18 protein-coding genes are annotated in these 24,765 nt (G+C 54.6%); 16 read left to right on the top strand and 2 right to left on the bottom strand.

Going from position 1 to position 24,765, the window contains the following annotated elements; all coding sequences use genetic code 11:
- Positions 1 to 237: 237 nt before the first annotated feature.
- From ABTW62_RS02225 to ABTW62_RS02165, 13 genes are all read left to right on the top strand, one after another.
- Positions 238 to 921 carry a hypothetical protein gene (locus tag ABTW62_RS02225; RefSeq protein WP_430902946.1) on the top strand — a complete coding sequence of 228 codons (684 nt, stop codon included), beginning with the start codon at positions 238 to 240 and terminating at the stop codon, positions 919 to 921.
- Between the two features lie 87 nt (positions 922 to 1,008).
- The gene (locus tag ABTW62_RS02220; protein ID WP_430902945.1) at positions 1,009 to 1,677 is read left to right on the top strand and encodes a hypothetical protein; all 669 of its coding nucleotides are present in this window, start codon (positions 1,009 to 1,011) and stop codon (positions 1,675 to 1,677) included.
- A gap of 255 nt (positions 1,678 to 1,932) precedes the next feature.
- Entirely contained in the window at positions 1,933 to 4,008 is a 2,076-nt protein-coding gene (locus ABTW62_RS02215) for a TonB-dependent receptor domain-containing protein (RefSeq protein WP_430902944.1), read from the top strand.
- Positions 4,009 to 4,135: 127 nt separating this feature from the next.
- The gene (locus ABTW62_RS02210; RefSeq protein ID WP_430902943.1) at positions 4,136 to 4,972 is read left to right on the top strand and encodes a hypothetical protein; all 837 of its coding nucleotides are present in this window, start codon (positions 4,136 to 4,138) and stop codon (positions 4,970 to 4,972) included.
- A gap of 326 nt (positions 4,973 to 5,298) precedes the next feature.
- Positions 5,299 to 6,795, top strand: coding sequence for an alginate export family protein (locus ABTW62_RS02205; RefSeq protein WP_430902942.1), 1,497 nt, complete (start codon positions 5,299 to 5,301; stop codon positions 6,793 to 6,795).
- 336 nt (positions 6,796 to 7,131) lie between these two features.
- A complete protein-coding gene (locus tag ABTW62_RS02200; RefSeq protein ID WP_430902941.1) occupies positions 7,132 to 7,371 on the top strand; it encodes a HypC/HybG/HupF family hydrogenase formation chaperone in 240 nt (79 codons plus the stop codon).
- Positions 7,368 to 8,516 (top strand): hydrogenase formation protein HypD, encoded by a 1,149-nt coding sequence (hypD, locus tag ABTW62_RS02195; RefSeq protein WP_430902940.1) that lies wholly within the window; start codon positions 7,368 to 7,370, stop codon positions 8,514 to 8,516. Before ABTW62_RS02200 ends, hypD begins: the two co-directional genes overlap by 4 nt.
- Entirely contained in the window at positions 8,513 to 9,574 is a 1,062-nt protein-coding gene (gene hypE, locus ABTW62_RS02190; RefSeq protein WP_430902939.1) for a hydrogenase expression/formation protein HypE, read from the top strand. The genes hypD and hypE overlap by 4 nt, the downstream gene beginning before the upstream one ends.
- A 410-nt stretch (positions 9,575 to 9,984) precedes the next feature.
- Positions 9,985 to 10,644, top strand: coding sequence for a hypothetical protein (locus ABTW62_RS02185; RefSeq protein WP_430902938.1), 660 nt, complete (start codon positions 9,985 to 9,987; stop codon positions 10,642 to 10,644).
- An 8-nt stretch (positions 10,645 to 10,652) separates the two neighbouring features.
- A complete protein-coding gene (locus ABTW62_RS02180; RefSeq protein WP_430902937.1) occupies positions 10,653 to 11,969 on the top strand; it encodes a hypothetical protein in 1,317 nt (438 codons plus the stop codon).
- A gap of 11 nt (positions 11,970 to 11,980) precedes the next feature.
- Positions 11,981 to 13,672: a hypothetical protein gene (locus tag ABTW62_RS02175; protein WP_430902936.1), complete on the top strand. Its 1,692-nt coding sequence runs from the start codon at positions 11,981 to 11,983 to the stop codon at positions 13,670 to 13,672.
- A 179-nt stretch (positions 13,673 to 13,851) separates the two neighbouring features.
- Positions 13,852 to 16,290: a peptidoglycan-binding domain-containing protein gene (locus ABTW62_RS02170; RefSeq protein WP_430902935.1), complete on the top strand. Its 2,439-nt coding sequence runs from the start codon at positions 13,852 to 13,854 to the stop codon at positions 16,288 to 16,290.
- Positions 16,291 to 16,316: 26 nt separating this feature from the next.
- A complete protein-coding gene (locus tag ABTW62_RS02165) occupies positions 16,317 to 17,093 on the top strand; it encodes an amidohydrolase family protein (protein ID WP_430902934.1) in 777 nt (258 codons plus the stop codon).
- 307 nt (positions 17,094 to 17,400) lie between these two features.
- Here ABTW62_RS02165 and ABTW62_RS02160 read toward each other — a convergent pair whose 3' ends face one another.
- Complete coding sequence (locus tag ABTW62_RS02160) at positions 17,401 to 18,813, bottom strand: sigma 54-interacting transcriptional regulator (RefSeq protein ID WP_430902933.1); 1,413 nt, start codon at positions 18,811 to 18,813, stop codon at positions 17,401 to 17,403.
- Between the two features lie 610 nt (positions 18,814 to 19,423).
- On the opposite strand from ABTW62_RS02160, the gene ABTW62_RS02155 reads away from it, so the two are divergent.
- On the top strand, positions 19,424 to 21,142 hold the full coding sequence (locus tag ABTW62_RS02155) for a hydrogenase maturation protein (RefSeq protein ID WP_430902932.1): 1,719 nt from the start codon (positions 19,424 to 19,426) through the stop codon (positions 21,140 to 21,142).
- Between the two features lie 81 nt (positions 21,143 to 21,223).
- Here ABTW62_RS02155 and ABTW62_RS02150 read toward each other — a convergent pair whose 3' ends face one another.
- On the bottom strand, positions 21,224 to 22,186 hold the full coding sequence (locus ABTW62_RS02150; protein ID WP_143032351.1) for an integron integrase: 963 nt from the start codon (positions 22,184 to 22,186) through the stop codon (positions 21,224 to 21,226).
- Between the two features lie 200 nt (positions 22,187 to 22,386).
- Between ABTW62_RS02150 and ABTW62_RS02145 the strand changes: the two genes are divergently transcribed.
- Together ABTW62_RS02145 and ABTW62_RS02140 are read left to right on the top strand one after the other, a co-directional pair.
- Complete coding sequence (locus ABTW62_RS02145; protein WP_430902931.1) at positions 22,387 to 23,841, top strand: AAA family ATPase; 1,455 nt, start codon at positions 22,387 to 22,389, stop codon at positions 23,839 to 23,841.
- A 90-nt stretch (positions 23,842 to 23,931) separates the two neighbouring features.
- On the top strand, positions 23,932 to 24,765 hold an 834-nt coding region (locus ABTW62_RS02140; RefSeq protein ID WP_430902930.1), incomplete at its 3' end, for a DUF5677 domain-containing protein.

The raw sequence follows: 24,765 nt of genomic DNA, 5'->3' as shown, positions 1-24,765 counted from the left end.
GTTTTCCCAACAAGGCGGCAATACAACCACACCCACACTGCAACACAGCACCCGAGGGGGTGCGACAAAATGTCACATTGTCAAATAATTTTTTTTCAATACAATGCAACCGAAAATTATTTAGACAGCCTCCTAGCGCAGATCAAAGCAGGAGCCAACACAATCGCAACTTAATCGCCGGTGTGCACTGACTACCCAGCAACTTCCTACCCACAACCTTAAAAAGGATGATTACGAATGATGAATAAAATCACAGCCATGATCGGTACGGGTGCGCTCGTACTTTCATCATCGGCATTCTCCCAGAGCGTATCGATTGACTTTTCTGATCCGCATCCAGGCGAAGGCATCGGCTACGAATGGACCGTAAAAATGTCCCATGCCAACAGCAAAGCGATGACTGCCGAATTTGTCCGGCATGTCGGCGCCAAAAGCTCGTACGAACCCGCATTTTCTTCCCCTGAAATCGGCTGGAATCATACCTCCGACTGGGTCGCGCTAAGCCTGAACGAGGATTCGCTGCTCACCATCGAAGTCAACAATCAACGCGGCGTTCAATATACGACAGTCAACCCGGAAGGTCAGGTCACGCAACACACCGCAGGCCGGGGCCATTTTCCGGGTATTGCTTTTTACAGCGGCTACGACAACACCTCTACGGAAAGCCACAGCTTCAATCCGCTGGGTAATTTTTGGGCGACACAGCTCAACTGGATCACGGCCGGATATGACCAGAAAGGTCAGCATGGCGATGTCAAACGGCGCGCAAAAATTCAGCTGATCGTCCCCGCCGGACTGTATTCGCTCAATATTGGTGGCGTCAACGCCTTGTATTGCGAACCGCAAATGCCATGCTTCGACGGCCGCCATGGCTACAAAGCCACCATAACTGCCGAGCCCGTGCCCGTCAGCAATCAATAAACTTTTTTCATTGTGCGGCACTTGCAATCGCAGCTGTTGGACAACGATTGAAATGACTGCTGCAAAACAAATAAAGAGACTGGATCCATGATCAAATCGAAAAAACTCGCACATCTTTTGGGCACCCTGGCGCTGATTCTGACAGCCGGCAGTGTGCAGTCGCACGGCAGCGCTGAAATCAACTATGTACCAGGCAGTGGGCCGGTCATTCGCTATCCATGGAAAATCACGATGTCTTCGCATGACACCGTCGAATTTGCGCGCCATGTCGGCGCAAAAAGCGCGGATGAACCCGCTCAGGCCGAACCCTTGAAAGGTTGGACGCACTTCACTGACTGGGTTGCCTTGACATTGACCGAACCCGCTATGCTCACGGTTGAAATCAGCGCACAACCCGGCCTGCATTACACCACCTTCAACAGTGAAACGAATACCATCAACGACCTGTTGGCACGCGGCTGGCTCTATCCGGCCTCGTCGATCTACGAAGGGATCGATCCGATCACCGAAGTGGGTCATATGTACAACCCAAAAGGCAATTTCTCAGCCGCCATCAATTTCCTGAAATATACCGAAGACATCGCCGGTGAGCAGCACATCAGTTACAAGGTCCTGCTGAAACCAGGCGAGTATTCAATCGCGATAGCCGGCGTCAACGCGAAACATTGCCAGCCGACAAATACCGAATGCTACGATGGCCGTCAGGGTTACCGCGCCAAATTCACCACTCAGGCAACACCCATTCGTGTGCCTTGAACGTCATATCAAGCGCCCGCCTGCTGAAATCAGGCGGGCGGGCATAGCCCGGAGCCCAACCAGTCAAACCGTTTGCACCCGGCCGAATGCGCACGAATCAAGCATGACAGCCACTTACCCGAACCCTGTTTGCTCATAAGCAGTTTCTGTGAACTGAAAGTGCATGCAATCCAGCCAGAGCAGTCATTGCCAGGAACCCTGGCAGCCTCCCTGGCCGCAGGCATTTCTCAGTTCGCACGATAATTTATTGATCCCATGAGAAAAAATCCTTTACGGCAGTTTGCCGTTCCGTTTGGTTTGTGCTTGACGTTCACACTGAATCCTGTCCTGGCAGCCTCTCTCGATGAGGCAGAGGTTGAGAACGAACAGGGTTCCGATGTCGAAGTGCATTACCCTGCTGCCGGTTCAGTGACGGATCTGGAAATGATTCACGTTATTGCGGATGTCATCGACAGACCTTTCCAGTCAACCATTTCTATCAAGAGCAACCTGAGTAACCCAACCGATGGCGCCGATTTTCTCAAACAAATACCGGGTATAACGTTGATACGGCAGGGGGGCACCGCCAGCGACCCGGTCTTTCGGGGACTGGGACAAAGCCGGCTGAATACACTGATCGATGGCGTACCCTTTGGCGGCGCATGCAATCACAGGATGGATCCTGCGACATCGTACATCAGGCCGGGCACCCTGAAAGCGGTCAATTTACTGCAAGGGCCGCAATCCGTTCGCAGCGGCAATTCCATTTCCGGCGCGGTGCGCTTCGACCGCGAAGACATCCGTTTCGACACACTCGGCGTTCGGGCCTACGGTAGCTATTTACATGGCAGCTTCAATCGCCAGGACATCAATGCCGACGGCTCGCTCGGTTATGAACACGGTTATTTCAACTACTCCCTCAACCGTTCGCGTGGCGACGATTATGTGGACGGCAATGGCAATACCGTCAAATACACCAGATACAAAACCGGGAACGACCGTTACGCACTCGGCTTTACACCGGACAGAGACACCAAGATTGAACTGTCGCTGCAACGCAGTGATGGTGAAATCGGCAATGCGACCATGCACATGGACGCCACGGTTCTCGACCGGGACAGTTATGGCGTGCGCATCAATCGTCAAAATATCACCCCGTGGCTAAAAGGCCTGGCGCTGCAATACAGCCACACCACGGTCGATCATTACATGGACGACTTTACGCTGCGCTCACTCAAGGACACCTGGATCATCATGGGGCAGGATTGGCGGCAGAATTTTGCCAAAGGTGAATGGATTTTTACGCCGCATGACGCCATAGAATTGATCACAGGTTTTGAATGGCGCACCGATACTTACGGCGCACATGCCGCTGGCGGCGTGACCCGGTTTCAGCCGATACCGGACATGCGAACGATACCGAAGGATCGCGTGCTGGATTTTGAGAATTTTGCCGGTTATGCCGAACTGGCGTATCAAATGACCGGCCAATTGCGCTGGATCACCGGACTTCGCGGCGATAGATTGAAAACAACAACTGGCGAAATGCGTGCCGGAGGCCAAACGTCGCGTGTGGTGTTGTCCGGTTCCAATCAAAAGCGTTCACAGGATATGTACAGCGCTTTCCTGCGCGGCGAGTATGTATTTGACAGCGTGCCGGTCGAGCTTGCGATAGGTTTCGGTCATGCGGAACGCGCGCATGACTTCTGGGAAGTTTACAGTATGGATGGCTTCAACCTGAAGCCGGAGCGAAACAATGAATTGGGCGCCAAGGTCAGCTATTACGGCGACAAGCTGGCTGCGCATGCCTCGGCCTTTTATAGCCGTATCGACGATTTCATTCTGATCTTTCGCGGCGACCAGGCCAACAATGTCAACGTGGAACGTGCGGGCGGAGAATTCTCCATGGAATACTTCATCACCCATGCACTCAGCCTGTCGGGCAACGCTTCCTATGTGTATGCGCAGAACCTGACCCGAAACGTGCCGCTGGCACAAACGCCCCCACTTGAAGGCACCCTCGGGCTGCATTACAACGACGGCACATTCATCGCTTCGTTCAGGCAACGCCTGGTATCCAGGCAATCCCGCATCGACCCATTGTACGGCAACACCCTGGCGGTGGATTCCACACCCACCTCTGGTTTCATGGTTTCGTCCCTGCAATTGGGCTACAAGCCAGTCAGAGCGGTCGATCTCAGTTTCGGCATCGACAATCTATTCAACAAGGACTATTCCGAACACTTGAATCGTATCGCATCGAGTCCACTGGGCGGCCCGGCATTGGGCAAATTGATCGAGCCGGGGCGCGCCTTCTGGGGGCGGGTAAGCATCAACCTGGATTTTCTATGAAACGTCTGACAACAGTGCGGACTTACCCTTTCATCCGCCCGGATTGCCAGCTGGCCAGTCATATTGCATCACAGCCAAGCGGGACGACCGGGTTTATTTCAACAGATGCAATCAGAAGGAAATCACCATGAAACCCTCTCATCCCTATGCGGCCCGTCTGGTCATCGCAGCCGCGTTGTTGTGCCCTGCGCTAGCTTACGCGGATTTCAATGGCAAGACATTCACGGTCACCTCGCCAACCTGGGATCCCAGCGGCCCTGCCGGTGCGGCCGAACTTGGCGTCACCGATAGCCGCGTTGTCACTGCCAGCAATACCATATCGCCCGATGTGACGGACTTTCGCACCGCTGGCGGCGGTTTTGCCGACGCCTGGAATATTCATTTCGATGGCAATACGGTTACGTTCGAGTTCACACCGATCTATATCCGCGATTTGGGCGATCAGGTCGACTACATGTATATGATGCCAACCGGTTTTCGCATCCAAAACACGCATGGTCAACTGGCACCGATTGTCGGCATCTCGATCGATGACCAGTTTGCGCCATTTGGTTTCGAAAAGCGCGCGTCCCAGTTCGATGAAAACAACATCTGGATCAATCTGGATGGCTCGATGTGTCATTTCTACGGCATGGGCAGCATGCCGGCCTGCACCAACGCGGCAAGCCCAACCGGTTACGACAACATCATCAAGCTGACGGTACACTTTGCTGGCGAGCAGGAGGAAACACTGAACAAAACGCGGGTCGATCGCCTGTTCGACTGGGCCGAAGGTTACTACGCCAGCCTGTTTCCATTTTCTGTCAAATCTTTCGAAGTATTTGGCTATTACGCGCGTTGTTACGGCAACGAGTTCTGCATCGGCGCCAAAGACGGTCATGTTTTTGCAACCGGCGGGCCCTGGGGTGAAGGCATCGTCGACCTGGGACGGCTCGAAGTTTTTTATGACTACGCAGGCATCTGAGCACCCGTTCCGAAACTCAGGACTGGACTGATTATTCAACGACTCGCATGCCGTCTGGATAAAAGCAAACATTTTTTGCCACAGGGGTAGGGTGCACTCGTGCACCGGTTTTTGTGATGCAAGTTGATTGGCTGATGGCGGTCAAAGTGTTTAACGGTGCGCGGGCGCATCCTACTCTCGCTATGCACAGAGGCGGGCAAGGCTGCCTCTGTTTCTGCCGCATACATGATATGGCTCGGAAACAAACTGGCTATTTCCGGTTTACACAGGCAAGCGTGCCGAAGTAGCATAGCCAATCGGAAACCAGTCAGCACGCCCCATATTCAATGCTCGATGATTCTTTTAAACCCGCGTCAGGCAGAAAACTCCTCGCCTTGATTCTGTTTGGCATCTCTTCCCAGACCCTGTACGCGGACCCACCCTATCCGGATGGCAAGAAGAGCGACGGGCGTTTTTCAGTATCGTCATGGCGAAATGCCGTGATTGACCCACGCCAGACCGCAGCAGAATTTACCCACCCAACCCCCACGCAACTGGCCTTGCACGAAGACACCCGGGTCACGGATGAGTTTGGCGAGGCCACGAGCGAGCTGACCGTTTATGCCAACGGGTTCCCCGATCAAATCCGCCTGCCGGATTGGCTGCTGCTGGCCGGTTCGCATCGCACCCGCTATGAATACATGAACGGGCAATTCCGGCAAGGACTGCGCTCGATCGATCAACAACTGTCCCATCGCACCCGTTTGCTGCTTGCCATTCAGGAACGGCTCGACCCACTGCGTTTCACGATCGAATTACAGGATTCACGGGTGCACCTGAACGAAGCCGACTCGAACGTAAACACCGGTCATGTCAACCAATTCGATATCCAGCAATTACATATCGACTTTCACTTCAAGCGTATCTTAAACTTTGATTTACCGACCGAAATCCAGCTCGGCCGGGTCAACATGGACCTGGGAAGAGGCCGCTGGATTGCGCGCAACAACTTCCGCAACGCGACCAATGCCTACGATGGCGTATACTGGAAAGCAGGCAACGCGGATGGTTTTGAATCCAATACCTTCGCTGTCAGGCCGGTCGATAGAAAAATGCGCGCCCTCGACCCGGCACTCGGCAACAATGACAACTTCCTGTGGGGCACCTATCTGCTGCTTCCATCCGCCGACCCGCTGCCATGGCTGCGTGCCGAGCTCGACTATATCGGCCACTCAAGCCGCGCCGGTGACCGCGACTTCCATATGTTTGGCTATCGCCTATTCAAACCGAGCCAGACGCGACAGTTCGGTTTCGAGATCGAGTCGCAATACCAGTTTCATGGTCGCGCGAGCGCCAGACGCTTCGCCCATGTCCATCATGCCGAAATCGATTACAGCTTTGACGCCGAGTGGAATCCCCAGTTTCAGCTCAAATTCGACTATGCCAGCCCGGATGTCGATTTGCTCTACGGGCGGCGCATGTTCGAATTCGAGCCAACCGGTATCATCGGCCCCTTCCAGCGCAGCAATCTGCTGACTGCCGCCTACCGCCTGCTTGTCCACCCGGTCGACCAGTTCATGGCTTCGTTCCAGCATCGGGTTACCTGGCTGGCCGATCCCAAAGCACCCTGGATCAACACCGGCTTGAGCGACCCAGCTGGCCGTTCCGGCAGCTTTCTCGGTCATACCTACGAACTGCGTATGAACTGGCATGTTCATCAAAACGTGATCCTGCAAGCCGGTTACATGTTTTTCAACTTCGGCAAATATCCCCGCAACGCTCCGGACGCACCCGGCGACCGCAATACCCACTACACCTACTTTTCCACGGAAGTGCTGTTCTAGAAAATGCCGCCGGGACAACCACGAATGGACACGAATACACACGAATACTGAAAATCACTGTAGCTGTAATTCACCCGCATCCAAACCGACCCTCACGCATTCGCCCTGCCGCATGACAAAATGCAACCAAGTGAGCGTAACCGCAAAATAATTCGTGTCCATTCGTGGTTAATGACTGAGTGGCCACGGCAGCAGCAGTGTTGTTGTCCCCGATTTGAAGCTAAGCAAGGCATGTTAACAGGTGCGATACTGCTGTATGATCACTCGTAGTACACGTTCCCAGGCAGCTGTCAGGAATTATATGTTCCCATTCGTCGAACTTCAGATCCAATCTTTATGTGTCTAGCCATTCCTGCCCGCGTTGAACAGATCGACGGTGATGATGCGATCGTCAATTTAAGCGGTATCAGGCGCGAAATATCCCTGGCATTGGTGGAAAATGTTGAACCGGGTGATTATGTGATCGTGCATGTCGGCTATGCCCTGGAAAAAATTGATCCGGCCGAGGCAGCCCGCACGCTCGCGCTGTTTGCGGAATTGTCCGGTCAGGATAGCTCCGGAGAGTCCTCACCATGAAATATGTTGATGAATTCCGCGATGGCACAGTGGCTAAAAAAATCGCTGCCAACATTGCCCGGGCGGCCGATCCCCGGCGGCCATATCATTTCATGGAGTTTTGCGGCGGGCATACGCATGCGATTTCCCGTTATGGCGTGACCGATCTGTTGCCGGACAACGTCCATATGATCCATGGGCCGGGCTGTCCGGTCTGTGTCCTGCCGATCGGCCGGATTGAAAACGCAATCCAGCTCGCGCAAACACCAGATGTGATTCTCTGTACCTATGGCGACATGCTGCGTGTGCCGGCCAGCCATGGCACGAATTTGCTCAAAACCAAGGCAGGCGGCGCTGACATACGTATGGTCTATTCCAGCCTGGATGCCATCCGGATAGCCGGCGAGAATCCACACAAAGAAGTGATATTCCTCGCGATCGGCTTCGAAACCACCACCCCCCCGACCGCAGTGGCCATCTTGCAGGCGCAGGCGCTGGGGCTGGCCAATTTCAGTGTCTTCTGCAACCATGTGCTGACCCCCTCGGCCATTTCCCATATTCTGCAATCGCCTGAAATCCGCGAGCTCGGCCAGGTCAGGCTGGATGGATTCATCGGGCCGGCGCATGTATCGACCGTCATTGGCAGCCAGCCGTATGAATATTTTTCCGAAGAATTTCAGAAACCGGTCGTGATCGCTGGTTTCGAACCGCTGGATGTCATGCAGGCAATATTGATGCTGATTCAGCAAATCAATACCAGACGGGCGGAAGTCGAAAACGAATTCACGCGCGCAGTCAGCCGCCATGGCAATCGCAAGGCGCAACAGCTGGTTGCGCAGGTGTTTGAATTGCGGCGCACCTTCGAATGGCGCGGCCTCGGCTGGGTGCCTTACAGCGCGCTGCAGATCAAAGCCACTTTTGCCGATTTCGATGCGGAAAAACGCTTTAAAATTGCGCCCCTGGTCATACCCGATAACAAGGCCTGCGAATGTGGGGCGATCCTGCGCGGCGTCAAGCATCCGCGCGAGTGCAAGATTTTCGGCACTGCCTGTACACCCGATAACCCGATCGGCTCCTGCATGGTCTCGTCGGAAGGCGCCTGTGCCGCCTATTATCGTTATGGCCGCTTCACTGAATCCAGACCACCCACAACGACACAGCAATGACCTTCAACAAACAGGCAATCCGTTCCAGTTATGTCCGCCCCATCGATTTCAAGCGCGGACGGGTAGAAATGAGCCATGGCGGCGGCGGGCGCGCCATGGCGCAATTGATCGAGACCTTGTTCGTCTCCGCATTCGACAATGACATGCTCAGCGCGCTCAATGACCAGGCCCTTTTCTCCCCGCCCGCAGGGCGGATGGTCATGTCGACCGATGGCTACGTCATCTCGCCGCTGTTTTTCCCCGGAGGGGATATCGGTTGCCTGGCGGTGCACGGCACGCTCAACGATATCGCCATGGCCGGAGCAAAACCGCTTTATCTGTCGGCGGGATTCATACTGGAAGAAGGTTTTCCGCTGGCGGATCTCAAACGCATCGTTGCATCGATGGCCGCAGCCGCGCAAGCGGCTGGCATAAAGATCGTCACCGGCGATACCAAAGTCGTCGAACGGGGAAAGGGGGATGGCATTTTTATCACTACCACCGGCGTCGGAACCGTACCGGACGGGATCGAGATTGCCGCCGATCGCGCCCGGCCCGGTGATCGCGTGCTGGTCTCCGGCACGCTTGGCGACCATGGCATCACGATTCTGTCACTGCGCGAGAATCTCGGTTTTCACACTGAAATCGAATCCGATACCGCCGCCCTGCATGATCTGGTCTCGCACATGATAGCCGCCACACCCGCCATCAAAGTATTGCGCGACCCCACGCGCGGCGGCCTGGCCACGGTCCTGAACGAAATCGCATTGCAATCGGCAGTCGGCATCACCATCGACGAACACCAGCTCCCCATTCGTGAACCGGTCCGCGCCGCCTGCGAATTCCTGGGTTTCGATCCACTCTATATCGCCAACGAAGGCAAGCTGGTCGCCATTTGCCCGCCCGAGGATGCCGACCACCTGCTGGAAACGATGCGCGCCCATCCCCTGGGACAGGCAGCCGCCATCATCGGTGAAGTCATCGAAGACCCGCAATGCTTTGTCCAAATGGAAACGGCTTTTGGTGGACGCAGGATTGTCGATTGGCTCAGCGGCGAGCAGTTGCCGCGTATTTGTTGAATGAATCTGCGCCAGTTACGTGTCGCGCCAGCGGCTCGGTAAGATTGATCGAAACGCGTTTCGCCCAGCTCCTCCTTATTCCCCCTTCAGCCGAAAACAGCTTCGTCCAACGCGAGGATAGTCTCGCCAAATAACCTGGAACGGCTCTTGCAACCAAGAGCGATCCATCATCAGTCTTGTGGTGCGCAAGCGCACCCGCACCCGACATCAATCGCATCGTTACCAGTCCCCCGCGTAGGGTGCGCTTGCGCACCGATAAGCCGGACATAGATTGGCTTCTGCCAGGCCACCGAGCAAGATTCATGAACAAAACAAGGCACGCCCCAGAAGCCTGGCACAGATCCTGCATCTCTATGGATGAGGAAACTCAAACCCATCGTTTTTCAACCTAGCGAATAAAGGAGCCTGTCATGCATAACATCGATCGCAACCTGGCTGAGTTTGATACCGAAATGGATCCTTACGATACCGAGATGGAATATGAATTCGAATATGACGATAGTGAGTATGTTTTCACCGAAGCGGATGAAATGGAATTGGCGGCCGAATTACTGGAAGTCGTCGATGAAGATGAATTGGACCAATTTCTTGGAAGAGTCATCCGGCGAGTTGGACGCGGTGTCCGCAGGGCGGTCAGAAGCCCGGTTGCGCGGGCGCTGGGTGGCGCACTGAGAGGTGTGGCCAAAAAAGCCTTGCCCGGCGTTGGCGCGGCCATCGGCACGGCAATTGCACCGGGATTAGGCACCAAAGTTGGCGGCGCGCTCGGTTCGGCAGCCTCCAATCTGTTTGAGATGGAATTGGAAGGATTGAGCCCGGAAGACCAGGAATTCGAGGTAGCCCGGCGCTTCGTGCAGCTGGCTGGCGATGCGGCCAGGAAAGCAGCGGCTGCCGTGCCGACCGCCAGCCCACAAGCCGCTGCCCGCAGCGCACTGGTCGCCGCCGCCCGCAAACACGCACCCGGACTCCTGCGGCCCAGCATGGCGTCGAGCCAGGAAGTCACGCCCACTGGCAGTGGACGCAGCGGCCGCTGGGTGCGTCGCGGGCGCAAAATCGTGTTAATGGACGTATAGAGGGTGAAATGGACGCTGCCGCCATTTGGCTGCTCAAGCAGGAAGGCCGGGCCTTGTTTACCCGGGTCAACCTGATCAAGCCCTTTGCCTTGCATCAACCCATGGTGCCCGCTGCGGCCGTCTCGCTATCGGCGCAGAGAGCCATCGAGCGCTATCTCGCCAGAGAGCGGCATGCGCTGCGTGGCGACATCCAGGATTTCCTCTCTGCACTGGATGGCAAGCTCCGGAACGCTTCGCCAGTCGAAGCGCAGCGTCGATTCTCACTATTGCGTCTTAAATTCAACGCGGTTCTCTCGCAATTCGATATTTTTGCCGATGCGCTGACCCAGCGCAGCAGCCATGACATCGGCGTCTGGCTGGCCGGTCTTGACAGCATCGCAGCCGATGCACTGGCATTGCCGGGCTATTATCAGGCGCCCCCCGTCATCTGCTATCTGGATCACGGCATTGGCGCGGCGATACGCCGTGCCAGGACGCGCCTGCCAGGCGGCAGCGAAAACCCGGTCGCCATCATCCGCATCCCCCGGGAACGGATGATCGGAAGCGGCATCGCCTCCTCCCTGGTGCACGAAGTGGGGCATCAGGCAGCGGCGCTGCTCGATCTGATCCAACCGCTGCGGCTGAAGCTGCAACAGCATCAGTCCCGGCCCAGCCGTGCATTCAATAGCTGGATTTTCTGGGAACGCTGGATCTCGGAAATACTCGCTGATTTCTGGTCGATCGCCCGCCTGGGTGTCACCTCCACGCTCGGGCTGATTGGCGTCATGAGCCTGCCCGCGCCCTTCGTGCTGCGCGTGGGGTTGGACGATCCGCATCCCATCCCGTGGCTGCGCGTCAAGCTCAGCTGTGCGATGGGACAGCGCTGCTATCCCCATCCACAATGGGCAGCTCTGGCCAAACTGTGGGAATCTTTTTATCCACTTGATGCAGTCCCGGATGAAAAGCGCCAACTGTTGCGGAGGCTCGAAGGGGAACTGGAAAATTTTCTCGATGTACTGTTTGGAGAAAAATTCCAGTCGTTGAATGGCGCCACGTTGCTGGCGGTCATGGATAGGGAAGACCGGCAACCGGCCCACCTCCTCGCCCAGTACCAGCAGCTGTGCGACCAGACCAGGCAACTGAGCAGCCTGTCTCCCTGCCTGGCATTCGCCATGCTCGGGCAGGCCAAGGCAGGCGGCCTGCTCGAACCTGAAACCGAAAGTCACCTGCTCAACCAGCTGCTGACACATTGGGCGCTGCGTCATTCTCTGCTGTCACCGGCAGATCAGGCTAGCTCCAATCACGCGAGAGAATCCATACCCATTCCGTCACTAGCTTTAACCTAGAGGATACGATCATGAGCAACCATAACGAAACGGGCGACCCTACTGAAAATGGAAACAGAACTTTCAATGTCGAAATGAAGGAGGCTGTCCGGGTCGATGTTGCAATGCAGCGCACATCCGCCCCGGCCACCGACGATCAGGCCTTATGGGTAGCGATCCGCCATCACGCGAAAGCGGTTGGCTTCAATCGCTATCAGGATTTCATCAATTGCATACTTTGCCGTCCGGAGCAGCCCGAAGAAGATCAGACCGATCCCTGCGCCAGTTATCGAGATGGCAAAGGAAGAATCAAAGATGATCAACGAGGAAAGTATGATTTACCTTTCATCAAAGCCAGGCGGCAAGGCCTCGAAATGCATCCCAGCATCTATGGCGTGGATGCCTATAACCTGCTCAAAACAGCGACCGAGGCTTTTCTCATTTTTGAGTGCGGCCTGGCAAAGAAAGAGGACAATGACAAAGGCTATGTCATGAAAAGGAGAGACTCGATTGAAGAAGAAATATCGGTCGAACAACGCCGCTTAGGAGAACAGGACATTGATGTGGCTGGCATCGAAGAGAAACTGTTGGCCTATCTCAGCAACAATGGCCAGGCTCCGACTCTCCCTTATCTGCGGCGTATCGTCCGGCAAATTGTCAGCCTCAATACCAGCCGCATGGAAGAGAAACTACCCTATTTCGAGGCCATACTACAGGCCCGCCTCACCTGTCCGAGCCTGCTGGAGTTGATCTGGTCCTACTGGCACGAGGAAGGCATGCTGGTGCAGACGCTGAATGCCATCACCCTGCGCTTTCAGAACCGGCTCAGCCATTCACGGGATCCGCTCATCAATCTCGAACTGGATCCGCTGCGGCCCCTAAACAATTTGCTATGGGGTTTCGTGCAGGATGAATTCAATCGCCTGAGCGTGCGGCGGCGCGCCTACGAGTACGATCATCACTATGGCTTCACCTTGATCGGCAAAGCGATTGGTGACTTCCGGCCGGCTGACAGCCGCTCCAAATTCATCGAGGCTTTTCATAACCTGCTCTACCGGGCAGCCATGTTCTACCGCGAGGACGACGATACCACTATCCACGCCGATGCGTTTGCACTGCTCAACGCGCTGCGCGAGGTTCACCTCATCCTGGCCGAGGGCGCACACAACCAGTTTGGCGATCTGCCCTGGACTGCCAGACGGGAAATGCTGATCATGCAATGGCTGCTCGCCCGGCCGGAAATGAAGGAATTCCTGCGCGGCCGCCACATGGTGCCTTACCAGGAACCCTGGATGGGGGCTGTCGATGACATGCGGCGCCTGCAGGGCTGGGGTGACACATCCATCACCCATTTTCACGAACTGGCCAGATATGGCGAGCAAATTCTACTCTCCATCCGCTATGGCGATTGGATAGACATCAACGACCAGGAACATGCCCGCAACTGGGCGCGCTACTGGCGGCCGGAAATTCAGCGCTACATCCATGCCTATATGGCGACAACCGGAGTGGATTTGTCAATCGAAATCACCGACACCCGCCAGGCAAGCGAACGTTTTCTGCAGCCTTCCCTACATTTGCAGAAAAGGCTGGCCGCGCAGCGTTCCCAACCCAGCTTGCGGGCGGGTGTCGTCACATCGGAAACGATCTCGTCCGAGGTCAGAGGGTATGCGAAGCTGCCCCATCGCTCCGGGCGCCGGCTTATTCGGTATGAAAGCGAATAAACAAATGCCTATGAGCCGGTTAATCGGTACACAAGCGCACTCTTGGGGACGCCGGTAACGATCCGATCGGCGTAGGGTGCGCGCGCACCATAAACCGGCGGCGGATCATGCCGGGCGGCGCACGTGGCCCCGAGTGTATCGATGCCCGTGGCAAGTGACCATCATCATGGAGAACAATCATGAATGAAGCAATCGACTGGGTGGAAGAACTTCCGGATATCGATTCGGAATTTATGCAGCCAGAATGGGAAGAATCTGAAGTCAGAAGAGGTGGACGAGGCGGACGAGGACGTCCGTCAAGACCCAGGCAGCCCACCGGCCGCCAGCGGCGGACCGCTCCTCCCTCACGCAGGCCGAGCCGAGGCGGCGCATTGCCGAGAAGACCCCGCCCCCCCAGACGGCCGGGAATCAGACCCAGGTCATCCCGTTACCTACCCAGAGAACCGCTCTGCACCTGCCCCGCCCAGGACTGCCCGCAACATGGCAGCGAGTATGTACGCTGGGTACAGAGTTCGCTGAATCAAATTCAGGGGCTAAACCTGCCGGTTAACGGCATCATGGATGCGGCAACGCGCAGCGCCTTGCGCCGGTTTCAGGAACAACAGGGACTGGCAGTTGACGGCATCGCCGGGCCGGAGACGAAACAGGCGTTGATGACTTCCAGAAGTGGCACGGCCGATCAAAACGAAGGCACCTCAGAGTCAGAAGCTTTCGACTCATTCGACCTTGAAAACGAAATGCTGGAAAGCGAAATCAATCGCAGCAGTCGAGGCTACATTCGCTGGGTCCAGCAGGCATTAAACACCATTCTGGGGCTCCGGTTAGCTGTAGACGGCATCATAGGCAGTCAGACACGCAGTGCTATCCGTGACTTCCAGAAGCGGCATGGCCTGTCTGTAGATGGCATAGTCGGCAAGCAAACCGAAGCAGCGCTGATTGCGGCAGGCGCAGGTCAACCATCAGCAAATGACAGCGTTGCACCCGGCCTGCCAGTCACCGCCCGCCGGCCTAGTGCACGTGGCGCCGCACTCGGAGCAGTTCAGGCCGCGGCGCGTCAACATGGCCTCGGCGAAGTGTTCGTCTCAGTGGTAAGCCACCTTGCGCAAACAGAAAGCGGCGCAACCTATGCGCGGCCTGCCAATACCTTCGATGCACGCCCGCCTGCGGAACGCCCTCCCGGCAAGGCATTGATCACGGCATGGGGCGTCTTCCAGTTCAACCGGGACGCCTGGCGGTCACTACCGGGCACTTCTTCAACATCATTTCCTTGGGAAGCATCTGCGGCAGAAGAAATCAATCGGCCCGTCGCCCGCTACGCCGAGCTGTTTCGCCAAGTTCGCACGGCTGGCGGCAGCGAGCTCGCGGCCGCACGGGGAATCCGTCTCTGGCATCGGTCTCCGGCTGCCTATCGCAACTACCTGCGCGCCGGACAAGATTCAGGTTTCGAGGCAGCATGGCGCGCTGTGCCGCAACGGCACCGTACTGCAGTCGACCGGCGTATGCGGGAGATAGGCTTGATCGGTAACGGGTCCGATCATGAAATGAGCATGATCGAAGAAGTACTGTGGCAACCCGCCTGGCGCTCAGGAGACGATCAATTGCATGCAGAAGTATCCATGATCATCCTCTCTGATTCGGTAGGAAATGGTGGCGCCAACAAGCCCTATGATGTCACTGCTGTACAGAATTTACTGAATAAATTCATTCTTGCCGAAAAGCTGCCTGGCATTGCGCCACTCACGGTAGATGGCAAAAGCGGCCCCAGAACCAGAGCAGCCATCAGGGCATTTCAACGCATCGTGGTCGGAATGAGGTATCCAGATGGGCGTGTCGACCCCGGTGGGCGCACGCTTCAGGCGCTCAATGGACCCATTGTTCAACCACCCACGCCTGCTACGCCCACGGTCACACCACCATCGAGCAGTGCTCTGCAGTATGGCGTACCGGGTGGAAAAATCTTTTCAGGTTATCTCAAGCTAAGGTCAAGTGGCTATCACCTGGGCATAGATGTTTCAACTTCAAATGCTACGGGGCAAGGCGCTCATGATCCGCGCCGGGGCTTGCCAGTCTATGCAACAGTCAAAACGGCTCTCGATATCGCCACACTCAATAAGGTACAGGCTGCCTCAAAAAAGGAACCACCGTGGCAGCAAGGGCTGAAAATACCCGGACATGGCCGGGCCAGTCTACGCGAAGCGCAAGTTTATCTCAGGGAAACCAAAGACCTCAACAACCCGGGCTATGGCGGCTCGGTGGGATTGGCTTGCCGCTATACCTACACAACAACACATGGCCAAGCTGCGGTATTCACGATCTATATCGAGTATTTGCATCTGATTACCCCGGGATGCCTGCCCTATGATGGAAAGCGCCTCATCTCGCTTGCCGAATGGAATGCCGCAGGCAAGGGAGATCGAATCGGTTTCGGGCCCAGAATGAAGCATGGCGCCATCCTTAAAGCAAGCGATTTGGCAACCCTGCCGCTCATCGGCTATCTGGGTGCCACTCGATGGCCTCACGTACATATTCAGGCCGAGTACAAGCAAGGGGTACACAGCTACCTGTTCTATCCGAGGCATGGCTCGCTCAGGCTGGATCCCGCTGCTGTCATTCATTAGCTGATGGCACAAACTGAAAAATCCCGATGATCATCGACTGCCACTGCCACGCCGGTAAAGGCGACGGATTCACCGGCCCCTGGGACACCCGCGCACCGCTGGAAAAGTTTTTGCGCTGGAGCGCGGACGCTGGCATTGATCGGACGGTGCTCTTCGCCGCTTTCCATTCAGACTATGCCGCGGCCAATCGTGAAGTCGCGCGCATTGTCGCCAGCCGCCCCGATCGCTTTTATGGCTTTGCCTTTGTGCACACCCAGCATGGACGGGGGCGTATTTTGGACATAATCAGGACTGCGGTGAAGCAATACGGCTTTGTCGGCATCAAGGTGCATCGCCATGACGCTCCCATCAACCGCGAAGTCTGCGAGGCGGCAAAAAGGTTTTCGTTACCGGTACTCTACGATGTCAGCGGTGAGGTATCGGTTTGCGAACTGCTCGCCCAGGAATATCCGGAGGTAAACTTCATCATCCCGCACCTGGGCAGTTTCTCTGACGACTGGCGGGCGCAGCTGGCACTGATCGATCATCTGGTGCGGCATCCAAATATTTATGCCGATACCGCCGGCGTGCGCCGTTTCGACCTGCTCGAACAAGCGGTGGCGCGCGCGGGTGCGAAAAAAATCCTGTTCGGCTCCGATGGACCCTGGCTACACCCTGCGGTCGAGCTTGCCAAAATTCAGGCATTGCAATTACCGCCGGCACAGGAAGCGCTGATATTGGGCAGGAATTTTCTGCGATTGATCAGGCAAGCAAGCCATCCTCCCGCCCCCCATCGGCCAACCCGGCAAGCAGATCATCCATGATGGACCCCATGCATGGCGCATGGAATGCATCCTTGCAGTCTGCACAACTGACATTGGACTGAATGATTTTGCTGCGAGAAACCGCGCGAAGACAGGAATGGTGGTTGGCACAGGCTGCAGGGTGTGCTTGCGTAGCATGCGAATCGCCTCACATCACAAAATCGGTGCACGAGTGCACCCTACGCTTGGATGGCTGCCAGAAATGCCCCCCATGCGGGTCATTCGGAGGCTTTTCAATGACCATGCATCACTGCAATGGCTATGGCGTTAAAAAGGCCGATCCAGAACAGAATTTTCCCAACAGCTGCTAGCACCCAGTGGCTTTTGTTTTGACGGCATGCAGATTCGATCTCTGGCTGGCTTGTCGTAGCTGCAAGGCACGATCGGTGATGCCCAGTCTTTTGGCGGCACGCTGCAAGTTGCCGTCTGCCTCCCTGAGCGCGATGCGGATGGCTGTTTCGGAGGTGATGCGGCTGATTTCCTTGACGCCGCAGCCAAGCATCAGCGCATCACGGATACATTGTTCAAAGCGGATATCCTGCCATGCATCGGGCGGTATCCAGCTGCCCCGGCGTTCGTCTTCCGGAATGTCGCCCAGGGTGACCGGGCCTGGCCCGACATGCCGCGCACCCAGCCGATGCATCAACTGCATCAATTCACGAATATTGCCCGGGTAATCGCGCTGCATCAGATAATGGCCAAGCGGTTCGTCGATATCGAGCGGAGGGGCGCCCTCGGGGCGGTGGCTTTTCAGGAAATGCAGTGCCAGCGGCAATATGTCTTCCTTGCGCTCACGCAACGGGGGCAACCGGAAGGACCAGGTGGCAATCCGGTAAAACAGGTCAGCACGGAAACGCCCTTTCGCGACCTCTTCGGAGAGATCGCGGTTGGTTGCGCATACCAGGCGGAAGCGGGTCGACTTCCACGTATTGCTCCCGACCCGCTTGTAGGTACCCTCCTGAATCACGCGCAGCAGTTGCACCTGCAGGTGCAGTGGCAACTCGCCGATTTCGTCCAGAAACAGGGTGCCGCCGTTGGCAAGCGCGAAAGCCCCCTCGCGCGCCATCAATGCGCCGGTGAACGCCCCGCGATCATGTCCGAAAAATTCGCTGCCGGCCAGTTCGGGCACGATCGTACTGCAATCGAGGATCACCAGCTCCTGATCCTTGGCGCATGGATCGAGCGAGTGCATCAGACGGGCCACCAGTTCCTTTCCGGTTCCCGTTTCTCCCATGATCAAGACCGAGGCATCCGTGAAGTAGGCTACCTCGACGAGATTCCTGAGAAAATTGCGCCATACCAGGCTTTTTCCGATCAGGTTGTGCTGCACGAGCGGGCTGTTCAATAAACGATCCACTGTGATCCAGCGCGATAACAAGGCAACGACCCGGTCCATCAATCCGGAAACATCGCCCTGCCAGCAAAGCACATCGGCCGCGCCAGACTTGAGCAAATGCCAGTACTGCTCATCATTGATGGGTTGCTCCAGCAATGTGATCGCCAGCACCGGCTCTTGACCGTTGCAGCTCACGCGCTCCAGGCATCCATGCAATTCTGGAGTCAAGGCGGTGAAGCACAACAGCCCCGGTCCCCGCGGTTGGTCGCTTGCAAGATGCTGGAGTTGCAGGTGATGCTGGCTCATGAACGGGGCCAGTTCCGCTTCTACCGATTGAATGTCACAGGAAAATGAATGAATCCATACCGCAGTTTCACTACTCATTTGCATCCCCTTTAGCAAGAGAGCGGCGTAACGCCAGAGTAAATCACCTCGTCATATCATTCATTATTTTGCTTATTTTGTATGCAGTTTACTCCAAAAACCCTATGCCTTTGAACTATTTTCAGTTTAAATGTGGTGCAATGAATATTGCCCATGAAATGCATTCTGCATACATCCAGCAACACCTATCGCGTAGGGTGCACTTGTGCACCGGCTTTTAATCGTGTGATGGCTTGCTGGCGATAACCGGAGGTGTAGGAGAGGGTGCGCAAGCGCACCGTAATCGACAGCCAGCGCCCGCTTCGTATGCATTAGCCGGTGATTACAACCCAAACCACGAATGAACACGAATAGACACGAATGATTCGGTGGCAATGCACACATGGATTGGTTTTTGTCATGCAGTAGGGTGAATACGTGATAACCGGTTCAATCACAAGTGAAACACAATCGCAGTGGCTTTCATTATTCGTGTCTATTCGTGTCCATTCGTGGTTACACCCACCTGACTGCGCTTGAAGCTGCACATTTCACCGGCCCGCCAACTTGCAAACCGGGTTAGAATCGTTCACCAGCTAGCAAGAAGTATTCCGGGAATAACCAGTCAAGCGTGAAAATTCTGTTTCTGACTCATAGTTTCAACAGCCTCGCCCAGCGTCTCTATGTCGAGTTGACGCGGCTCGGTCATGAAATTTCGATAGAGTTCGACATTAACGATGCAGTCACGACCGAGGCAGTCGAGCTGTTCCGGCCAGACCTGATTCTCGCACCGTTCCTGAAGCGCGCCATCCCGGCGCATATCTGGCGCCATCATGTTTGCCTGATCGTGCATCCGGGCATCGTCGGTGATCGCGGCCCATCCGCCCTGGACTGGGCAATCATGCGCGGGCTGCCTGAATGGGGCGTGACCGTTCTGCAGGCCACTGGCGAAATGGATGCGGGGGATATCTGGGCGGCGGAAACCTTTCCGATGCGATTTGCCACCAAAAGCAGTCTTTACCGGCATGAAGTCACCCAGGCGGCAGTCAGAGCCGTCTGCAGCGCAATCGAGCGCTATCAGAGCGGGCAGTTCCGCCCCATGCCGCTGGACTACTCCCGGCCGGAAGTGCAAGGGCGCCCCCATGCCCTGATGCGGCAGACCGATCGTGCCATCGACTGGTTGCGGGACGACACGCAGACCGTCATCAAAAAAATCCATGCGGCCGATGGTTTTCCCGGCGTGCTGGATACCCTGTGCGGGCAGCAATTCTTGCTGTTCGATGCACATCAAGCGCCCCATCTGCAAGGCAACCGGCCCGGCGAGCTCATCACCAGAAGCCAGGGTGCGATCTGCCGTGCAACGACCGATGGCGCTGTATGGATTGGCCACTTGAAGGCAAAATCCGAGCAGGCACCCCCCTACAAGCTACCCGCCACGCAGGCCCTGGGGGAATCAGCCACTCGGCTGCCCGAAATCTCCCCCGCCTCCCGGGAAGCTGCCGCACAGAGCTTTCGCGACATCTGGTTTGAACAGCACAACCAAGTCGGCTTCTTGCACTTTTCGTTCTATAACGGCGCCATGGATAGTGAGCAATGCGAACGTCTCCGGCAGGCCCTGCTGACTGCAGCGCAGCAAGATATACTGGTGCTGGTCCTGATGGGAGGCACGGATTTCTGGTCGAATGGCATCCACCTGAACCAGATCGAATCCGCCGCCAGCCCCGCGGATGAATCCTGGCGCAATATCAACACCATGAATGACCTGGTGCAAGCCATCATCACCCGCACCGATGTGCTGACCATCGCCGCCCTGCAGGGCAATTCGGGCGCCGGGGGAGTGTTCCTGTCATTGGCAGCCGACTATATCTATGCCCGCAAGAGCGTGATCCTGAACCCGCATTACAAAAGCATGGGTAATTTGTACGGATCGGAATACTGGACCTATCTGCTGCCCAAACGAGTCACACCGCAACAGGCAGCCGCCCTGACCGGCAACCGCCTGCCAATCAGCGCCGATGAAGCGCGCACGATCGGCCTGATCGATGACTGCTTCGACCTTGCACACCAGCCATTCCGCAACCGAATCACCCAGATCGCCCGAACGCTGGCAAACAGTCCGGATTATGCAAGCCTGCTGCAACGCAAACAAGCCCAGCGCCAACAGGATGAAAACCGCAAGCCCCTGGCGGCATACCGCGCCGAAGAACTCGCGCGCATGCAGCTCAATTTTTATGGCTTCGATCCCAGCTACCATGTCGCCCGCTACCACTTCGTCCACAAACTGCCCCATGCCTGGACACCGCTTTATCTAGCGAAGCATCGCCGGATTGTGCCAAAATGCCTTGAATGACTATGTCATTCAAACCACGTCCGCGAAATCATTTTGCTTGCATGATGGCAGCATGCCCTGCCATGCAAGGGCAGCCCCTCGTCACAACTGATCCAGCGGACTGACTACCGCCTTGCCGCCTTTGTTCAATACATGGGTATAAATCATCGTGGTGGAAACATCCTTGTGGCCGAGTAATTCCTGCACGGTACGGATATCGTATCCAGCCTGCAGCAAATGGGTGGCAAAACTATGGCGCAGAGTATGACAACTGGCTGGTTTATGAATCCCTGCCACTTTCACTGCTTGCTTGATTGCACGCTGCAAAGTCTGTTCATCAATATGATGCCGCCGCTCATTACCGGAACGAGGATCAATCGAACGTTTGCTTGCCGGAAACACATACTGCCAACCCCATTCCCTGCCTGCATTCGGGTATTTTTGTGCCAATGCGAATGGCAGATAAACATCACCATACCCTTCCGCCAAATCACGGGCATGCAGTATCTTCACTTTTTCAAGATGTGTTTGCAGTGGCGCGATCAGGGAAGACGGCAACATCGTCACCCTGTCTTTGCCACCTTTGCCTTCCCGGATAATTATTTCCTGACGGGAAAACTCCACATCCTTGACTCGCAAGCGTACACATTCCATTAGACGCAAGCCCGCACCATAAAGAATGCTCGCCATAAGCCAGGAACGGCCTTCCAGGTGATCAAGCAGATTGAGTACTTCTTGTACTGTGAGCACCACCGGCAAACGTGCTGGCCGCTTGGCGCGTTGCACTGACTCCAGCCACGCTATTTCATGGCCTAGTACTTCCTTGTACAAAAACAGCAGCGCGCACAACGCCTGATTCTGCGTGGAAGCCGCCACATTACGCTTAACAGCAAGAAAAGTCAGAAACGATTCAATCTCCCTTTCCCCCATCGTTTCTGGATGCCGCTTGTCGTGAAAGAAAATAAAACGCTTTATCCAGGCAATATATGATTGCTCGGTACGATAACTGTAATGTTTTAGTCTAAGCTTATCTCGCACCTGATCCAAAAGCCGGGGTTTGTTCATAATATCCATCCGTGGATCTAACATAGATTGTTACAATGAAACCTAAATCGGCCTGTTTCCATAAAATTTAAGGAGTTAGTATGAGTATTGCCGTGATAGATTTCATTTGTGACGTAATATATTGCGTCATTTCGGACGTATAATTGTAGTTAAGCCCTTGAGCCAGTATCGGGTCAATGAATCTATAGAAGCATGGAACGATGTTAAAAATAGAAATAAATAACGTAAAAAGTATAAAAAAGTTCTCATTAGAGATCCCTGTAGAGCAAGGATTACACGTTATAGCAGGATCTAACGGAATCGGTAAAAGTAGCATTATGGCGTTGCTCGCTGTTCCTTTTCGCCCGGCGGTGCTGTGGACGATTTTCAATAACGCAAAAGAAGAAAGCAGCGTTTCTTACGAATATGATGGCAGAAGAGACGTCTGGAATAAAAAAGATGGAAAGTGGCAACACGAAGATGGGAAATGGGCAAAAATAAAGCTGGATGGATTTATTGAGGGCAGTGTAATCCATGGAACAAGATTTACTGACAAGAAGGTGTTGGAGCTTTCTGAAAAGGTAAAGTCTGATCACTTGGTTGATGCAGATTCTTTTATTAATGATAATTTCAGCCATATTCTGCATGGAAAGAAATTCTATCCAACAATTAAGAAGATAAAAAACCGTAAGACTGCAGAAGAGTTAGGATTTGATTCAGTGCCGTATTTTATGGAATACGAAGATGGTCTTTTGAGTCAGTTCTGGCTAAGTAGCGGTGAGAATCTTCTGCTGAGTCTGTTGCACTTTCTAAACAACAAAATATTCCAGCAAAAAAGGAAAGGAAGCAAGCATGTATCCCTTATTCTCATTGACGAGGTTGAGCTGGCGCTTCACCCTGTGGCTATTAGCAGATTGATTACTCTCCTAAACAGGCTTTCAGAAGAATATAACTTGTCTGTATATTTCTCATCACATTCTACGGAGCTTTTGAGGGCAATAAAACCTGCCAACATTTATTATCTCCAAAGCCTGCCAAATAAATCTATAGAGGTTATAAACCCCTGCTATCCAGCTTACGCAACCAGATTTTTATATAATCAAGACGGCTATGATATTTTAATACTCCCGGAAGATGATCTCGCGAAGTATGTTATAGACAAGGTATTTCAAAAGGAAAAGTTGTACGAAGGTAAGCTTTACCACATTCTGCCGTGCGGTGACTGGAGAAATACAGTGAGACTCCATCAGGAAATATTGGATGCCAATCTTGCGAGCCACTCTACTAAGGTAATCTCTGTTCTTGACGGTGATGTAGAGGCAGAATTTAATTCTGAGAAGAAGAAAAATCAAAATTACTCTCGTTTAAATGTGACCTTTCTTCCGATACCGAGCCTAGAAAAATATCTTCATGCACATCTAATCGATGATGTTGATGCTGATTTCTTTCGAGAGCTAAACGACAGATTTTTCAGGAAAAAATCATTAGATGAAATAGTGTCAGAGTATGTTGATTCGGGGATAGATAGGAAAGGTAAAAAGCTGTGGGGCAAGATGGTAAGACACTTAGGTGATGATGGTCTCAGTGAGAAAGAGTTTCTTAGAGAGGTGTCAGAAGCTATCTATAGACGCCTAGATATTGAGGTGTTAACAAAGAGAATCAAAGCATTGTTCTGAAATATGGCTTAACAAAGCGCTGCTGGGGACAAACCTACGCTGCGCTTCGGTTTGCCCCAGAGCGCGGCGTTAGATTTCTGGAAAGCAGCCGTGAGCACTGAAGTTCATACGAAAGAAGGCGCAGGAATACTTGCCACGTTTCTCGACGAGCAAATCGCAGCGTTCATTGCGCTCGGAACCACTCTTCGTGATAGCCCGCTTGCGCGTGTCGCCCGGCTGCATCCTTTACTCGTCGCGGTTATTGAAGATGCGATTTCCATTCGTCTGCTTGGCGATGCGTCGCGCCTGAATCAGGCTTATGTAATTTCCCGCGCACTACTTGAGCGCCTGACAAACTTTTGTTTCTTGCAGCTATGCACCGATGGCGAGTTTGAGGACTTCTTTGACTACACATTGAACAAAATCGGTCGAAGAATGGACCGCTCAGTAGAGGCAGCTGGCCAAGTTAAGGCCCGAATCGCGCTTAGGGATGGAGAGTTTCAGCTACCGCCCGAGATTGCTGCTGCTGTCGCCAAATTTACAAGCGAGCGTGGGCGGGAAAAGACACGATGGACAACAGTATCGTTACCAGATAGGGCCGCCGTTGTTGAAGCAAAGCTCGGGGGATCATCCGGGCTCTTCATCAGTTTGCTCACAATTTACGCCGACGCATCTGAGGCTCTTCACGGAACAATCTACGGTGCTGTCTTTCATCTTGGGGCATACGATGTTGGTGCCGTTCCTCACGACCAAGACAGTTTGGATCGTCACCGTTATTCAACACTTGCCTGCCTGTATCTAATGGCAGGCGGGGCGATGGATACGTTGCTTTCTCTCTTGCATGCACTGGGCGAACCGAACGTTTTTGAGGCTGCGTCTGCATCAAAGTCAAGGTTCAAGCTGGCGGCTGTCAGGTGTGGTTTGGTTGCCGCAAAGCAGAAACCT

Origin of the sequence: Nitrosomonas sp. ANs5, assembly GCF_050584665.1 — a bacterium.
Lineage (GTDB): Bacteria > Pseudomonadota > Gammaproteobacteria > Burkholderiales > Nitrosomonadaceae > Nitrosomonas.
This window is presented reverse-complemented; position numbering and strand designations above follow the sequence as displayed.

Excerpts from the sequence above, each read along its gene's own strand:
- ABTW62_RS02225 (WP_430902946.1), top strand. The coding sequence starts at position 238 with ATGATGAATAAAATCACAGCCATGATCGGTACGGGTGCGCTCGTACTT.
- ABTW62_RS02220 (WP_430902945.1), top strand. The coding sequence starts at position 1,009 with ATGATCAAATCGAAAAAACTCGCACATCTTTTGGGCACCCTGGCGCTG.
- ABTW62_RS02215 (WP_430902944.1), top strand. The coding sequence starts at position 1,933 with ATGAGAAAAAATCCTTTACGGCAGTTTGCCGTTCCGTTTGGTTTGTGC.
- ABTW62_RS02210 (WP_430902943.1), top strand. The coding sequence starts at position 4,136 with ATGAAACCCTCTCATCCCTATGCGGCCCGTCTGGTCATCGCAGCCGCG.
- ABTW62_RS02205 (WP_430902942.1), top strand. The coding sequence starts at position 5,299 with ATGCTCGATGATTCTTTTAAACCCGCGTCAGGCAGAAAACTCCTCGCC.
- ABTW62_RS02200 (WP_430902941.1), top strand. The coding sequence starts at position 7,132 with ATGTGTCTAGCCATTCCTGCCCGCGTTGAACAGATCGACGGTGATGAT.
- hypD (WP_430902940.1), top strand. The coding sequence starts at position 7,368 with ATGAAATATGTTGATGAATTCCGCGATGGCACAGTGGCTAAAAAAATC.
- hypE (WP_430902939.1), top strand. The coding sequence starts at position 8,513 with ATGACCTTCAACAAACAGGCAATCCGTTCCAGTTATGTCCGCCCCATC.
- ABTW62_RS02185 (WP_430902938.1), top strand. The coding sequence starts at position 9,985 with ATGCATAACATCGATCGCAACCTGGCTGAGTTTGATACCGAAATGGAT.
- ABTW62_RS02180 (WP_430902937.1), top strand. The coding sequence starts at position 10,653 with ATGGACGCTGCCGCCATTTGGCTGCTCAAGCAGGAAGGCCGGGCCTTG.
- ABTW62_RS02175 (WP_430902936.1), top strand. The coding sequence starts at position 11,981 with ATGAGCAACCATAACGAAACGGGCGACCCTACTGAAAATGGAAACAGA.
- ABTW62_RS02170 (WP_430902935.1), top strand. The coding sequence starts at position 13,852 with ATGAATGAAGCAATCGACTGGGTGGAAGAACTTCCGGATATCGATTCG.
- ABTW62_RS02165 (WP_430902934.1), top strand. The coding sequence starts at position 16,317 with ATGATCATCGACTGCCACTGCCACGCCGGTAAAGGCGACGGATTCACC.
- ABTW62_RS02160 (WP_430902933.1), bottom strand. The coding sequence starts at position 18,813 with ATGAGTAGTGAAACTGCGGTATGGATTCATTCATTTTCCTGTGACATT.
- ABTW62_RS02150 (WP_143032351.1), bottom strand. The coding sequence starts at position 22,186 with ATGAACAAACCCCGGCTTTTGGATCAGGTGCGAGATAAGCTTAGACTA.
- ABTW62_RS02145 (WP_430902931.1), top strand. The coding sequence starts at position 22,387 with ATGTTAAAAATAGAAATAAATAACGTAAAAAGTATAAAAAAGTTCTCA.